Source organism: Streptomyces flaveolus, assembly GCF_000716535.1.
Lineage (GTDB): Bacteria > Actinomycetota > Actinomycetes > Streptomycetales > Streptomycetaceae > Streptomyces > Streptomyces flaveolus_A.
In genome coordinates, this window is record NZ_JNWV01000006.1 from 287,735 (window position 1) to 303,260 (window position 15,526).

The following is a 15,526-nucleotide window of genomic DNA, read 5'->3' on the forward strand; positions in this document are numbered from 1 at the left end:
GAGTCAGCGATGAACGCGATCAGGCGCGGCCTGGGCAGCGGTCTGGTGCAGGCCTTCCTGGTGGTCATCGGCCTGGTCTGGCTGACCCCGCTGGCCGGCCTGTTCCTGTCCTCCCTGCGCTCCGCCCAGGACACGGCGAAGGGCGGCTGGTGGACGGCGCTGGCCAGTCCCGGCCAGCTCTCCTTCGACAACTACTCGGCGCTGCTGAAGAACGCGGGCATCACCCAGGCCTTCTGGAACACCGTGCTGATCTCGGTGCCGGCCACCACCCTGGTCGTCGTCATCGCGGCCCTCGCCGGATACGCCTTCGCCTGGCTGGACTTCCCGCTGCGGGAACCCCTCTTCCTGCTGGTGGTGGCCCTGTTGGTGGTGCCGGTGCAGATCGGTCTGCTGCCGGTCGCCAAACTCTTCGGCGCGCTGGGCCTGTTCGGCACGATCCCCGGTGTCGTCCTCTTCCACGTCGCCTACGGCCTCCCCTTCGCCGTCTTCCTGCTCCGCAACTACTTCGCGGACATTCCGAAGGAGATGCTGGAGGCGGCCCGGATGGACGGCGGCAGCGAATGGCGCATCTTCACCCGCCTCGTCCTGCCGGTGGGCCGCCCGGCGATCGCCTCGCTCGCCATCTTCCAGTTCCTGTGGGTCTGGAACGACATGCTGGTCGCCCTGCTCTTCGCCGACAGCTCGTCGCAGCCGCTGACCGTGCAACTCCAGTCACAGATACGCCAGTTCGGCAGCAACATCGATGTCCTCGCCCCGGGCGCGTTCCTGTCCCTGATCGTCCCGGTCGTGGTGTTCTTCGCCTTCCAGCGACACTTCGTGCAGGGCGTGATGGCCGGGTCGGTCAAGTGAGGAAAGGAAGCGGCACACTTCGTGTGCACTTCCTTCGCAACAAATTCATATCGTGTCAGGCGCCCCTAGCGTGTCGGTACTCCCGAACTGATAGGGAGAGATCTCCAGGGGGGCCGGTACGGGTGATCTCCCTGTGCGCAGCTCAGGAGGTACCCAGCCCATGGCTCACCAGCGCCCGACCGTGAAGGCCGTTCTCGACGGCTGGCGGAACTCTCTGCTGGACATGGGCGGACGCAACCGGCTGCTGCATTTCCGGCACGCCAGGACGGGGACCCTGGAGATCACCGCGCCCGGCACCGACGCACTCCTGGCGGATCTGGCGCGAGGCTGGGACTTCGCGCCGGTCGTCGAACGGGGTGCCGGCATCGCGCTGGAGAAGACCGCCGGAGAACGCACCCCCGCCACCGGCCGTGGCCCGCGCCCGGGACTCGTCACCCAGAAGAGCACTCAGGCGTCCCTGGACAGCGCGCTCTACCAACTGCGCCAGAAGTCAGGCCAGATGTACAACGACTACGGTCTGTGGGTGCTCTGGCTAGGCGTCGGCATGCTCGACTGGCGCGAGGCCGGTGCCCAGGAGTCCAGTGCCGCGCCGCTGCTGCTGGTCCCGGTCGAGTTGCGGAGGGACAGCAACCGCCGTTACCGCGTGTACACGGCCGAGGACCAGGAGCGCATCCACAATCCCGCCCTCGCGGTGAAGCTGGAACGGCTCGGCGTGGACTGGAGTCCCGTCATCGGTACCGACGTCACCGATCTGCCCGGCATTCTCGCCGCGGCCCGCGCGGTCGCGTCCGGCCTCCAGGGGTGGTCGGTGGCGGACCGGGCGGTGCTGGGACTGTTCGCCTCGCACCGTGAGGCGATGTACCAGGACCTCCAGCAGAACGAGGAGCAGATCCTCGCCCACCCACTGGTGCGTGCCGTCGCCCTCGGGCCCGACGCGGACGTGCCCGCCGACCTCATCGCCTTCGACCCCCCGGACGCGGACCGCATCGACGACGTCCAGCTGCCCGAGCGGACGCCGCTGGTCCTCGACGCGGACGCCTCGCAGCGCCAGTGCATAGCGGCCGCGCTCGACCAGCGGTCCTTCGTCATGAGCGGCCCGCCCGGTACCGGCAAGAGCCAGACCATCACGAACATGATCGCCGCGCTCATGCACGCGGGACGCAGTGTGCTCTTCGTCAGCGAGAAGGCGGCGGCACTCGACGTCGTACGCAACCGGCTGCGGAGCGTCGGCCTCGGTGACTTCGTCATGGCGCTGCACAGCGGTGACACGAGCAAGAAGGCGGTGGCCACCGAACTCGCCCGCGTGCTGACCACCGAGACGCGGGTCACCGGAGCGGCAGAACACGAGCTGGAGCGGGCCCGCAGGCTCCGCGAGGAACTGTCCGCGTACGCGGCGGCCATGAACGAGACCCGCGAACCACTCGGCCGCACTCTGCACGACGTGCTCGGACGGCTGGTCCTCCTGGAGCAGTCCGGCATCCCCGCACTCGGTGCAGGCGACGCGGAGACGGTGCGCACGCTCAGCGCCGGAGCCCTCCAGGAACTCGCGGCGGCCTCCCGGACCGTCGCCCGCGCCTGGCGGCCCGCCGCCGAGGGCGAGGCGTTCCCCTGGCGCGGACTGATCGGCGACTCGGCGCACCAGGTCGTCATCGAGGCGGTCGACGCCCTCGACGGCCTGATGACGGTGGCCGGGCGACGCCCGTTCGCGGCCACGCAGGAGGAGCCCCGCACGGTACGCGAGATCCAGCAGCTCGTCCGTTCCCTGCGTTCCCGGCTCCCGGACGGGGTGACCGCCGGCGACGGCAGCGTGCCGGACGACGCCTCGGCACAGGCGGCGCAGCTCGCCGACCTGCTCGGTATGCCCAAGGCCGACCAGCCGGAGGCGGCCTTCGACCTGTGCGAGCTGGCCGACCTCACCCGCGCCGACCGGCGGCCGCCGAGCGGCTGGTTCGACCCGGACTTCCTCGGCCGGGCCCACAGAGCGGCACGCGAACTGCGCACGGCCCTGGACGCCGAGGTGGCCGCCCGAGCCGCCGCGGCCGACGTCTTCGGCGAGCAGGTGCTGACCCGAGCGGACCTGCCGGAGCTGACACGGCGTTTCGCCACGGAGCACCGGGGCCTGATGTCCCGCTTCTCGGCGCAGTTCAAGACCGACCGGGACGCCGTCGCCGCCCTCACCCACACCGGCACCTGGAACAAGTCCCTCGTGGGTCGCCTGGAGCAGGCGCTGGCCTGGCAGCGGGCCGCCACCGAGGTGACCCGGCTGGCCGACGGCCACAAGGACCTCCTCGGCAGGTACACCCCGCGCACCCCGGACGCGTGCGCGGACCTCGACGCCGCCCTGGCGACGGCCGACCGCATCGCGACGCTGAGCGGCACCGCTGTACGGCGTGAACTGCTCGTCGGACACCTCGCGGACGGGACCGACACCGATCCGTTGCCCGCGCTGCTCGCGGAGAACATCCGCCGGGCGCTCGGAGCGTGGTGCGCGGTCGCCGCCGCCCGCGCGGAGCGCTGGACCCGCTCCGCCACCGAGCTGCTCGATCTCTTCGACGCGGACCGCCGGACCCAGCTCTCACCCGCCCTGCTCGGTCCCCTGGAACAGGCGGCACAGGTGCTCGGCGCCCTGCACGCCGACCCGCAGGGCCCCGAGGTGTGGCGCGCTCATCGCGACGGCCTCGCCGTGCTGGCCCGGTACGGCGCCGACGCCCTCGTGGGGAGCGTCGCCGAGCGCGGACTCGATCCCCAGTGCCTGCCCGACGTGGTCGAACAGGCGATGTTGCGCGCCTGGGCCGACTACGTGCTCGCCACCGACCGGCGGCTGCGCACCACCCGCGCCGCCGACCTGGACGCGCGGGTGACCGACTTCCGGGCGGCCGACAGGCGGCTGATCGCCGCTGCCGGCGGTGCCGTCGTCGAGGCGTGCAACAAACGCCGTCCACGCAGCTTCGCCGGCGGTTCAGGCGCGGTCATCGTCCGGGAGGCGGAGAAGAAGACCCGGCACATGCCGGTGCGGGAACTGCTCGGCCGGGCCCGCGAGGTGGTGCAGGCCGTCAAGCCGTGCTTCATGATGAGCCCGCTGACGGTCAGCCAGTTTCTGCCGTCCGACTTCCACTTCGACGTCGTCGTCTTCGACGAGGCGTCCCAGGTCCGGCCCGGCGACGCCGTCAACTGCATCTACCGGGGACGCACCCTGATCGTCGCGGGTGACGAGAAGCAGCTGCCCCCGACGTCCTTCTTCGACTCCTCGGCGGACGACGACTCGGACGAGTACGACGACGAGGTCCCGGACTCCTTCGAGTCGCTGCTGCACGCATGCAAGGCCGGCGCCATGCGCGAACTCCCGCTGCGCTGGCACTACCGCAGCCGCCACGAGAACCTCATCACCTTCAGCAACCACGAGTTCTACGGCAACTCGATGATCACCTTTCCGGGTGCCCTGGACGAGGGGAACGACGTCGGCGTCGCCTTCTTCGACGGCGGCGGTGTCTACGACCGGGGAGGCCGCCGGGACAACCAGGCCGAGGCGGAGTTCGTGGCGCGACGCGTCCTGCACCACTTCGACACCCGCCCCGGCAGAACGCTCGGCGTGGTCGCGCTCTCCCAGGCACAGGCTTCCGCCATCGACCTGGCCGTCCAGCAGGCCCGGCTGGCCCGGCCCGACCTAGACCACTGCTTCACCGAGGACCGCCTCGACGGCTTCTTCGTCAAGAACCTGGAGTCGGTCCAGGGCGACGAGCGCGATGTGATGATCATGTCGGTGGGCTACGGCCCTGACGAACACGGCAAGCTGGGCCTGAACTTCGGCCCGATCAACAAGGGAGGCGGCTGGCGCCGGCTCAACGTGGCCGTGACCCGGGCCCGTTACCGCATGGAGGTCGTCGCCTCCTTCCGCGGGGCAGGCATGCCGGACAGCCCCAACGAGAGCGTCCAGTACCTGAAGCGCTACCTCGAATACGCCGAGAGCGGTCCGTCCGTCCTCGCCCGGGACGTCGTCCAGTCCGACGCCGAACCGGACAGCCCCTTCGAGGAGTCGGTGCTCGCGGTCCTGCGCGGCTGGGGCTACCGGGTCCAACCACAGGTCGGCGTGGCCGGTTACCGCATCGACATCGGCGTACGCCACCCCGAGTGGCCCGGCGCCTACGCGCTCGGCATCGAGTGCGACGGCGCGATGTACCACTCCTCGAAGGCCGCCCGGGACCGGGACCGGCTGCGCGAGCAGGTCCTGAACGGACTCGGCTGGCGTCTGCACCGCATCTGGGGCACAGACTGGTACCGCGGCCGGGCCGCCGCCGAACAGCGGCTGCGCGAGGCGGTCGAACAGGCGCTGACGCAGGGGCCGCTCACCGTACCGGCCGCACCCGCGCCGCCGGCTTCCCCCTCCTCCGCCTCCCTGGCGCCCGCACCCGCGCCGTCCGCGGCGGCGGAGCCCGGACAGGACGGAGCGGCATCGGCCGTGGTACCGCCCCCCAGGGCTCCGCGACAGCCGGAACCGGAGTACGAACGCGTCCCGGTGGACATCGCCGCGGAGCGCCTGTGGAGCAGCCGGTACCGGACCAGCACCGCCTCCGTGCTGCCGCGCCACGAACTGCACACCCAGGAGGCGCGTCCCATGCTGCGCACCCTGCTGACCCAGGTCATCGAGACCGAGGGCCCTGTCCACGAGGACCTGCTGGTGCAGCGGGCCCGGGAGGCGTGGGGCGTCGGCCGGGCGGGCAGCCGGATCCGGGACAACGTCCGCGGGGTGGCGCTCGCCCTGGTCCGCGCCGGCCGGGTCACCGCCGACGGGCCGTTCTACGACACCCCGGGCCGCGGCACGCTGAGAGCCCGGCAGCCCGAGGACGGAACCGCGCCGCGCAAGGTCGTGCACATCGCCCCCGCCGAGCGGCACCTCGCGCTGTACGAACTGGCCGTCGAGTGTCCGGGCATGACGCAGGACGAGCTGATCAAGCAGGCATGCGAGTTCTTCGGCTGGCGGCGCATCGGCAAGGACATCCGTGACCGCCTCGCCTCGGACGTCGCCGAGCTGCGGCGGCAGGGCCGGCTGGACGGCGAGCCCGACCGGGTCAACGCGGTGCGCTGAGCCGACCGGGCGACGCGCACAGGGGCCGGCGGGAAGATCCCGCCGGCCCCTGTGCTTCCAGGCGTTCACCGGTTCACGGAGACGCCGGCGGATACAGCGACCTCGGCAGCTGCGAAGCCGCCGCCGAATCCAGCAGCCACAGCGTGCGCGAGCGGCCGTACGCGCCCGCCGCCGGGGCCTGGATCTCACCCGCGCCGGACAGGGCGATGGCCACGGCCTCCGCCTTGTCCTCGCCGGCCGCGAGGAGCCAGACCTCGCGGGCCGCGCGGATCGCCGGGAGGGTGAGGGAGACCCGGGTCGGCGGCGGCTTGGGGGCGCCGTGGACGCCGACCACCGTGCGCTCCGTCTCCCGGACCGCGGGCAGCTCCGGGAAGAGCGAGGCCACGTGGGTGTCCGGGCCGACGCCCAGCATCAGGACGTCGAAGGTGGGCACCGCGCCGTGGTTCTCCGGTCCGGCCGCCTTCGCCAGCTCCGCCGCGTACGCCTCCGCCGCCGCCTCCACGTCCGCGCCGTACGGGCCGTCGGAGGCGGGCATGGCGTGCACGCGCTCCGGGTCCACCGGTACGGAGTCCAGCAGTGCCTCGCGGGCCTGCGTGACATTGCGCTCGGGGTCGCCCTCGGGGAGGTAGCGCTCGTCGCCCCACCACAGGTCGAGGCGGCCCCAGTCGATGGCGTCCCGGGCGGGAGCCGCCGCCAGCGCGGCCAGCAGGCCGTTGCCGTTGCGACCGCCCGTGAGGACCACGGACGCGGTGCCCCGGGAGGCCTGCGCGTCCACGATCTTCGTGATCAGGCGGGCCGCGGCGGCCTGCGCCATCAGTTCCTTGTCGTGGTGGACGACCAGCTGCGGAGTGCTCACTTCGCCGTCGCCTTCCTCGCCGGTGCCTTCTTCGCGGTCTTGGCCGCCGCCTTCTTCGCGGGGGCCTTGGCCGCTTCCTCGACCGGTTCCGGTACGGCGACCGGCTCGGCCGCGGACTCGGTGCCCGCCGCCCCGGCCGGGGCCTCGGCCGCCTGCCGCGGAACCGTGTTCAGCCGCTCCACGCCGTAGCGCAGCGCCGACGCGTAGGTGTCGTCCGGGTCCAGCCGGCGCAGCTCCTCCGCGATCAGCTCGGCGGTGTCCCGCCGCTTCAGCGCCACCGCGCGGGCAGGCTGACCCTCGATGGACAGCGTGGCCAGCGAGCCGTCGGCCCGGTCCAGCACGATCGGGCCGCAGTCGGTGTCCATGCGGACCGCCGTCAGACCGGGACCGGACGACAGCGAACGCTTCACGGGCACGTCCAGCCGGTCCGCGAGCCACATGGCCAGCAGTTCACAGCTCGGGTTGAACTCCTCGCCCTCCACCTCGACGGCCTTCACCTCACAGGTGACCTGGTCGAGCGCCGCCGCGAGCATGGAACGCCACGGCGTGATCCGCGTCCAGGACAGGTCGGTGTCGCCGGGCGTGTAGGCCTCGGCGCGGGCGGACAGCTCCCGCACCGGCTCCTCGGCCGCGTAGGTGTCGGTGACCCGGCGCTGGGCGAGCGCGCCCAGCGGGTCCTTCGCCGGGTCGAGCGGCGCGTTCACCGGCCACCACACGACGACGGGCGCGTCCGGCAGCAGCAGCGGCAGGACGACCGAGTCGGCGTGGTCGGCGGCCTCGCCGTACAGACGCAGGACGACCGTCTCGCCGGTGCCCGCGTCCGCGCCCACCCGCACCTCGGCGTCCAGTCGCGAGGACGTACGGTCGCGCGGGGAGCGGGAGACCCGCTTGATGACGACCAGGGTGCGGGAGGGGTGCTCGCGCGAGGCGTCGTTGGCGGCCTTCAGGGCGTCGTAGGCGTTCTCCTCGTCGGTGACGATGACGAGGGTCAGCACCATGCCGACGGCCGGCGTGCCGATGGCCCGGCGGCCCTGCACGAGCGCCTTGTTGATCGCTCCGGCGGTGGTGTCGGTCAGGTCTATCTTCATGGCCGGCGCCAGCTCCGTCCGTCTCGTGCGAGCATCTCGTCCGCCTCCACGGGACCCCAGGTGCCCGACTTGTACTGCGCGGGCCTGCCGTGCGTGTCCCAGTACTCCTCGATCGGGTCGAGGATCTTCCAGGACAGCTCGACCTCCTCCGTGCGCGGGAAGAGGTTGGCGTCGCCCAGCAGCACGTCCAGGATCAGGCGCTCGTACGCCTCCGGGCTCGACTCCGTGAACGACTCGCCGTAGGCGAAGTCCATGGAGACGTCCCGGATCTCCATCGAGGTGCCCGGCACCTTAGAGCCGAAGCGGACGGTGACGCCCTCGTCGGGCTGGACGCGGATGACGATCGCGTTCTGCCCGAGCTCCTCGGTCGCCGTCGTGTCGAACGGCGAGTGCGGGGCCCGCTGGAAGACGACCGCGATCTCGGTGACCCGGCGGCCGAGCCGCTTGCCGGTGCGCAGGTAGAAGGGGACGCCCGCCCAGCGGCGGTTGTCGATCTCCAGCTTGACCGCGGCGTAGGTGTCGGTCTTCGACTTCTCGTCGATGCCCTCCTCTTCGAGGTAGCCGATGACCTTCTCACCGCCCTGCCAGCCCGCCGCGTACTGCCCGCGCACGGTGTCGGCGCCCAGGTCCTTCGGCAGCCGGACGGCGCCGAGCACCTTCTCCTTCTCCGCGGCCAGCGCGTCCGCGCCGAAGGAGGCGGGCTCCTCCATGGCGGTGAGAGCCATGAGCTGGAGCAGGTGGTTCTGGATGACGTCCCGGGCGGCGCCGATGCCGTCGTAGTAGCCGGCCCGGCCGCCGATGCCGATGTCCTCGGCCATCACACCTCGTGCACGACCTTGTTCAGCTCCTCGGCCGACTTCAGGTCGTGCCCGAACGGCTTCTCGATGACCGCTCGCCGCCAGGAACCGCCGGTCTGGTCGGCCAGACCGTGCTTCTTCAGCTGCTGGATCACCACCGGGAAGGAGCGTGGCGGCACGGACAGGTAGAAGGCGAAGTTGCCGCCCGTGCCCTGTGCCTTGTCGAGCTCCTCGATGGTGGCGCGCAGCCGCTCGAATGCCTCGTCGTCGTCGAAGGTGCCCTGGACGAAGCGCATCCCCTGGATGAGCTGCTGCCAGACCTCCTCGCGGAACGGAGTACGCGAGTGCTCCTTGACCGCGTCGTGGACGACCTCGGCGAAGTCCTCGTGCTCCCAGTCGCGGCGGGCGAAGCCCACCAGCGAGAAGCCCGGCGGCAGCAGACCCCGGTTGGCGAGGTCGTACACCGCGGGCATCAGCTTCTTGCGCGACAGGTCGCCGGTGACGCCGAAGATGACCAGGCCCGACGGCCCCGCGATACGCGGGAGCCGTCGGTCGGCCGGGTCACGAAGCGGGTTCGCTCCGGAACCGGAAACGGGTGACAAATCAGCCCTCCGAAGGGGCGAGGCGCTCGAGCTCCGCCTGGGTGGACTTCAGCAGGTCGATCCAGGACGCCTCGAACTTCTCGACGCCCTCGTCCTCCAGCACCTGCACGACGTCGTCGTACGAGATGCCGAGCTTCTCCAGCGCGTCGAGGTCGGCGCGCGCCTGCTCGTAGGTGCCGGCGATGGCATTGCCGGTGATCTCGGCCTGGGCCTCGGTGGCCTCCAACGTGGCCTCCGGCATGGTGTTGACCGTGTTCGGGGCGACGAGCCCGTCGACGTAGAGGGTGGCCGGGTACGCCGGGTCCTTCACGCCGGTCGACGCCCACAGCGGACGCTGCTTGTTGGCGCCCGCGTTCTCCAGCGCGCTCCACCGGTCCGAGGAGAAGACCTCCTCGTACGCCTGGTAGGCGAGACGCGCGTTGGCGACGGCGGCCTTGCCGCGCAGCGCCTTGGCCTCGTCGGTGCCGATGCCGTCCAGCCGCTTGTCGATCTCGGTGTCCACGCGGGACACGAAGAAGGACGCCACGGAGTGGATCTTCGACAGGTCGAGACCCCGCTCCTTCGCCTTCTCCAGACCGGTCAGGTAGGCGTCCATGACCGCGCGGTAGCGCTTCAGCGAGAAGATCAGCGTGACGTTGACGCTGATGCCGAGGCCGATCGTCTCGGCGATCGCCGGCAGACCCGCCTGGGTGGCCGGGATCTTGATCAGGGTGTTGGGGCGGTCCACCAGCCAGGCCAGCTGCTTGGCCTCGGCGACGGTCGCCTTGGTGTTGTGCGCGAGGCGGGGGTCCACCTCGATGGAGACCCGGCCGTCCTGGCCGTCGGTGGCGTCGAAGACCGGCCGCAGGATGTCGGCGGCGTCCCGGACGTCCGCCGTCGTGATCATGCGGATGGCCTCTTCGACGGTGACCTTGCGGGCGGCGAGGTCCGAGAGCTGCTGGTCGTAGCCGTCGCCCTGGGAGATCGCCTTCTGGAAGATCGTCGGGTTGGTGGTGACGCCCACGACGTGCTGCTGGTCGATCAGCTCGGCGAGGTTGCCGGACGTGATCCGCTTGCGCGACAGGTCGTCCAGCCAGATCGCGACGCCTTCCTCGGAGAGGCGCTTGAGTGCGTCTGTCATGGAATTACATCTCCTACGTGTCGTATGTGAGCGTCAGCGCTGAGCGTCGGCGAGGGATTCCCGCGCCTTCGCGGCCACGTTCTCCGCGGTGAAGCCGAACTCCTTGAAGAGCACCTTGCCGTCGGCGGAAGCACCGAAGTGCTCCAGGGAAACGATGCGGCCGGCGTCTCCGACGTACTTGTGCCAGGTCAGGCCGATGCCCGCCTCGACCGAGACGCGGGCCTTCACGGACGGCGGCAGCACGGAGTCCCGGTACCCCTGGTCCTGCTGCTCGAACCACTCCACGGACGGCATCGAGACGACGCGCGTGGGCACGCCCTCGGCCTGGAGCTGCTCACGGGCCTCCACGGCCACGTGCACCTCGGAACCGGTGGCGATCAGGATCACCTGCGGCTCGCCGCCGTCGGCCTCGAACAGCACGTAGCCGCCCTTGGCCGCGTCCTCGTTCGGCTCGTACACCGGCACGCCCTGGCGGGTGAGCGCGAGGCCGTGCGGCTGGCCCTTGCCGAACTCCTTGGTCCAGCGGCGCAGGATCTCGCGCCAGGCGATGGCGGTCTCGTTGGCGTCCGCCGGACGCACGATGTTCAGACCGGGGATCGCGCGCAGCGAGGCCAGGTGCTCGACCGGCTGGTGGGTGGGGCCGTCCTCGCCGAGGCCGATGGAGTCGTGCGTCCACACGAACGTCACCGGCAGGTGCATCAGGGCCGACAGGCGCACCGCGTTGCGCATGTAGTCGGAGAAGACGAGGAAGGTTCCGCCGTAGACACGGGTGTTGCCGTGCAGGGTGATGCCGTTCAGCTCCGCGCCCATCGAGTGCTCGCGGATGCCGAAGTGGATCGTGCGGCCGTACGGGTTGGCCTCGGGCAGCGGGTTGCCCTCGGGCAGGAAGGAGCTGTCCTTGTCGATGGTGGTGTTGTTCGAGCCGGCGAGGTCGGCGGAGCCGCCCCACAGCTCGGGGATCACCGCGCCGAGCGCCTGGAGCACCTTGCCGGACGCGGCACGCGTCGCGACGCCCTTGCCGGGCTCGAAGACCGGGAGCTTCTCCTCCCAGCCGGTGGGCAGCTCGCCCCTGCTGATCCGGTCGAACTCGGCGGCCCGCTCCGGGTTGGCCTCGCGCCACACCTGGAGGGACTTCTCCCACTCGGACTTCGCCTCCGCGCCGCGCTCCAGCGCCTTGCGGGTGTGCGCGATGACCTCGTCGGCGACCTCGAAGGACTTCTCCGGGTCGAAGCCGAGGACGCGCTTGGTGGCCGCGACCTCCTCCTCGCCCAGCGCCGAGCCGTGCGCGGCCTCGGTGTTCTGGGCGTTCGGGGCCGGCCAGGCGATGATGGAGCGCATCGCGATGAACGACGGCCGGTCGGTGACCTTCTTCGCCTCCTGGATCGCGGCGAAGATCGCCCGCGGGTCCAGGTCGCCGTTCTCATGGGCCTCCACCCGCTGCACGTGCCAGCCGTAGGCCTCGTACCGCTTGACGGTGTCCTCGGAGACGGCCGTCTCGGTGTCGCCCTCGATCGAGATGTGGTTGTCGTCCCACAGCAGGATCAGGTTGCCGAGCTTCTGGTGGCCGGCCAGGGAGGACGCCTCGGCGGAGATGCCCTCCTGGAGGCAGCCGTCACCGGCGATGCAGTAGATGAAGTGGTCGAAGGGTGACTCGCCGGCCGGGGCCTCGGGGTCGAACAGACCGCGCTCGTAGCGGGCGGCCATCGCCATGCCCACCGCGTTGGCGACACCCTGACCCAGCGGGCCCGTGGTGGTCTCGACGCCCTTGGTGTGCCCGTACTCCGGGTGCCCGGGGGTCTTGGAACCCCACGTCCTGAACGACTTCAGATCGTCCAGCTCCAGGCCGAAGCCGGCCAGGTAGAGCTGGGTGTAGAGGGTCAGGGACGAGTGTCCGGCGGACAGCACGAAGCGGTCGCGGCCGACCCACTCCGGATCCGCCGGGTCGTGCCGCATCACCTTCTGGAAGAGGGTGTAGGCGGCCGGGGCCAGGCTCATCGCCGTACCGGGATGGCCGTTGCCGACCTTCTGTACGGCGTCTGCGGCCAGGACACGGGCGGTGTCCACGGCCCGCTGGTCCAGCTCGGTCCACTCAAGGTCTGTGGTGGTCGGCTTTGTGCTCACCCTGGGTCAGGGCTCCTCTCCACATGTCGGTCGCCGGTCGTCGGGGCATGCGCCCACCCGGCCGCCGGCGTGCTTGTCGCCCGCCGGCCGCTGTCGAGCCTACCCCCGTAAGGACGTGCGTTTTTTCGAGTGATTCCAGACTGCCGGGAGTCCGCGCGATCCGCCTCCCGACCGGCCGGGAACGGCATTTGGCACATGAATACGGAGCCGGTCATCTGAGCGCTCAATCGAGTGCGGGGACCCCTCTTATGGGGCGTGCGTCAACACGACCCCACCCCCGCGAAGGGCGGGGTATGGGCAACGTCTAAAGTGGCGTGGTACGCGCGAGCCTTTACCGGGACTTCACACGGGGGGGCTTGCTGGGATGTCTCTGTCAGGGGTGTGCGTGACGGCCGTCGAATCCCGTCCAGCAGGTGTGCTCGGGGGTGCGAGCCAAGGCCCGGTTCACCGGCCGTTCGGGGCCCGTGCCAAGGCGTTCGTGGCGCTGACCAAGCCGCGGATCATCGAGCTGCTGCTCATCACCACCGTTCCGGTGATGTTCCTCGCGCAGCAGGGCGTGCCCGACCTCACGCTGGTCCTGCTCACCTGTGTCGGCGGCTATCTGTCGGCGGGCGGCGCCAACGCGCTGAACATGTACATCGACCGGGACATCGACGCCCTGATGGACCGCACCTCGCAGCGGCCCCTGGTGACCGGCATGGTCAGCCCGGCCGAGTGCCTGGTCTTCGGCATCGCCCTCGCGGTCGTCTCGACGCTGCTGTTCGGCTTCACCGTCAACTGGCTGAGCGCCTGGCTCTCGCTCGGGGCGCTCCTCTTCTACGTCGTCGTCTACACGATGCTCCTCAAACGGCGTACCTCGCAGAACATCGTGTGGGGCGGCATCGCGGGTTGCATGCCGGTGCTCATCGGCTGGTCGGCCGTGACGAACTCGATCTCCTGGGCGCCGGTCATCCTGTTCCTGGTGATCTTCTTCTGGACCCCGCCGCACTACTGGCCGCTGTCCATGAAGGTGAAGGACGACTACGCGCGCGTGGGCGTGCCGATGCTCCCGGTCATCGCCTCCAACAAGGTCGTGGCCCGGCAGATCGTCGTCTACAGCTGGGTCATGGTCGCCGTCTCCCTGCTCCTCACCCCCCTCGGCTACACCGGTTGGTTCTACACGGCCGTCGCGCTGGTCGCCGGCGGCTGGTGGCTGTGGGAGGCGCACGCGCTGCAGAACCGGGCGAAGGCCGAGGTCACGGGCGCGAAACTGAAGGAGATGCGGCTGTTCCACTGGTCGATCACCTATGTGTCGCTGCTGTTCGTGGCGATCGCGGTGGACCCGTTCCTGCGCTGACGCATGTCACAACGGCCTGCTCTCGCCAGTCGATCTACTCGTCGGTAGCATCCTGACCATGGCAGACACGCAGCAGGTTGACGCGAAGGCCGAGCGCAAGGTGGCCAGGCTCGCCCGGGAGATCAGCGCCTTCTCCAAGGCCCACGGCGGCGCCGAGGGGCAGGTCGCCCACATCGGCGAGCGCGGCGCCCGCATCGTCCTCGTCGGCGAGGACGGCGGCTGGGGTGACCTGGTCGCCCCCAGCAGCGAGATCGCCCGGCAGGCGGTGGAGAAGGCCGGCATCACCGTCCACGAGTCCTTCGACGGCGAGTTCGCGGCGAAGGTGCGGACGGGCCCGTACGAGTGGAAGCGGATGGCCGGCATCCAGGTGGGCGGCTGAACCACGCGCCCCCGACGGGGCGCGGCGCCCTCCTCGGCACGCGGCCCGGCCGCGGGGGCGCGCGCGGCACGGGACGTCCCGTGGCCGCCGGACCGCGAGCAGTCCCGGGCTCATCCGCGACCTCACACCCCGTTCACCCGTTAGGCCGGTCAAAGCCAGCGCACGCGGGGAGACCGGGATGATCGAGACGCCGTCCCTCGTGGACCAGTACTGCCACGGCGTACTGCGCACGGAACTGGGCCTCGGCACCTTCGAGGCCCAGCTCGCCCGCACCGAGGGGCCCCCGGCCCCGGGCACCACCCTCTTCGACACCCAGACCGGCTTCGCCGTACGGCGCTGGTGCCCGCCCCTGCTGGGCCTCGAACCGCACTGCCCGCCCGCCCGCTATCTGGCCCGGCGCCGCGAACTGGGCGTCCTGGAGTCGGGCCGCAGACTGCTGCGCGGCAGCGGCGTCACGACGTACCTGGTCGACACGGGGCTGCCCGGCGACCTCACCGGCCCCACCGAACTGGCCTCCGCGGCGGCGGCCCAGGCCCGCGAGATCATCCGGCTCGAACCCCTCGCGGAGCAGGTCGCCGACACCTCCGGCACCGTCGAGTCCTTCCTCGCCAACCTCGCCGAGTCGGTGCACGGAGCCGCGGCCGACGCCGTCGCCTTCACCTCCGTCGCCGGCCTGAGACACGGCCTGGCCCTCGCGCCCGAGCCGCCGGGACCGGGGGAGGTGCGGGGCGCGGCGGGCCGCTGGCTGGCCGGACGGCGTGTCGGCGGCGCGCTCACCGACCCCGTCCTGCTCCGGCACCTGCTGTGGATCGCCGTCGCCTCGGGCCTGCCCCTGCAACTGCACGCGGGCCTCGGCGAGCCCGGCGCCCGCATCGACCGCACGGACCCGGTGCTGCTCACCGACTTCGTCCGGGCCACCGCCGGGCTCGGCACCGACCTGATCCTGCTGCACGGCTACCCGTACCACCGCCACGCCGCCCACCTGGCCGGTGTCTTCCCGCACGTCTACGCCGACTCCGGCGCCGCGCTCGTCCGCACCGGCGCCCGGGCGGCCACCGTCCTCGCCGAGATCCTGGAACTGGCCCCCTTCGGCAAGATCCTCTTCTCCACCGGTGCGCGGGGCCTGCCGGAGCTGCATGTCGTCGGCGCCCGTCTCTTCCGCGAGGCGCTGGGCCGTGTGCTGGGCAACTGGGTCGGCGAAGGCGCCTGGTCCCTGGAGGACGCCCAGCGGGTGGCGAGAATGATCGCGGCGGACAACGCGCGACGGGTGTACGGGCTCGGGTGAGCCACCCAGA

Annotated in this window: 9 protein-coding genes and 1 pseudogene; 5 read left to right on the top strand and 5 right to left on the bottom strand. The window is 71.2% G+C overall.

The window, feature by feature from the left end:
- The first annotated feature begins 9 nt into the window (after positions 1 to 9).
- Positions 10 to 849: a carbohydrate ABC transporter permease gene (locus OO52_RS07875; protein ID WP_030642385.1), complete on the top strand. Its 840-nt coding sequence runs from the start codon at positions 10 to 12 to the stop codon at positions 847 to 849.
- A gap of 160 nt (positions 850 to 1,009) precedes the next feature.
- A complete protein-coding gene (locus tag OO52_RS07880) occupies positions 1,010 to 5,932 on the top strand; it encodes a DUF3320 domain-containing protein (RefSeq protein ID WP_051818277.1) in 4,923 nt (1,640 codons plus the stop codon).
- A 73-nt stretch (positions 5,933 to 6,005) separates the two neighbouring features.
- Here OO52_RS07880 and pgl read toward each other — a convergent pair whose 3' ends face one another.
- The 5 genes and pseudogenes from pgl to tkt all read right to left on the bottom strand — a co-directional run bounded on the left by pgl (position 6,006) and on the right by tkt (position 12,516).
- Positions 6,006 to 6,788: a 6-phosphogluconolactonase gene (gene pgl / locus OO52_RS07885; RefSeq protein WP_030642388.1), complete on the bottom strand. Its 783-nt coding sequence runs from the start codon at positions 6,786 to 6,788 to the stop codon at positions 6,006 to 6,008.
- Positions 6,785 to 7,876 carry a glucose-6-phosphate dehydrogenase assembly protein OpcA gene (gene opcA / locus OO52_RS07890; protein WP_030642390.1) on the bottom strand — a complete coding sequence of 364 codons (1,092 nt, stop codon included), beginning with the start codon at positions 7,874 to 7,876 and terminating at the stop codon, positions 6,785 to 6,787. The genes pgl and opcA overlap by 4 nt, the downstream gene beginning before the upstream one ends.
- A pseudogene (locus tag OO52_RS07895) lies at positions 7,873 to 9,146 on the bottom strand (glucose-6-phosphate dehydrogenase). Before OO52_RS07895 ends, opcA begins: the two are co-directional and overlap by 4 nt.
- A gap of 130 nt (positions 9,147 to 9,276) precedes the next feature.
- Positions 9,277 to 10,395: a transaldolase gene (gene tal, locus OO52_RS07900; protein ID WP_030642392.1), complete on the bottom strand. Its 1,119-nt coding sequence runs from the start codon at positions 10,393 to 10,395 to the stop codon at positions 9,277 to 9,279.
- Positions 10,396 to 10,428: 33 nt separating this feature from the next.
- Positions 10,429 to 12,516 (bottom strand): transketolase, encoded by a 2,088-nt coding sequence (gene tkt, locus OO52_RS07905; RefSeq protein ID WP_030642394.1) that lies wholly within the window; start codon positions 12,514 to 12,516, stop codon positions 10,429 to 10,431.
- A 364-nt stretch (positions 12,517 to 12,880) separates the two neighbouring features.
- Between tkt and OO52_RS07910 the strand changes: the two genes are divergently transcribed.
- From OO52_RS07910 to OO52_RS07920, 3 genes are all read left to right on the top strand, one after another.
- On the top strand, positions 12,881 to 13,852 hold the full coding sequence (locus OO52_RS07910) for a heme o synthase (protein ID WP_199819922.1): 972 nt from the start codon (positions 12,881 to 12,883) through the stop codon (positions 13,850 to 13,852).
- Between the two features lie 58 nt (positions 13,853 to 13,910).
- Positions 13,911 to 14,231, top strand: a complete 321-nt coding sequence (locus tag OO52_RS07915; RefSeq protein WP_030642397.1) for a hypothetical protein — start codon at positions 13,911 to 13,913, stop codon at positions 14,229 to 14,231.
- A 178-nt stretch (positions 14,232 to 14,409) separates the two neighbouring features.
- Positions 14,410 to 15,516, top strand: a complete 1,107-nt coding sequence (locus OO52_RS07920; protein WP_030642399.1) for an amidohydrolase family protein — start codon at positions 14,410 to 14,412, stop codon at positions 15,514 to 15,516.
- Positions 15,517 to 15,526: the final 10 nt, after the last annotated feature.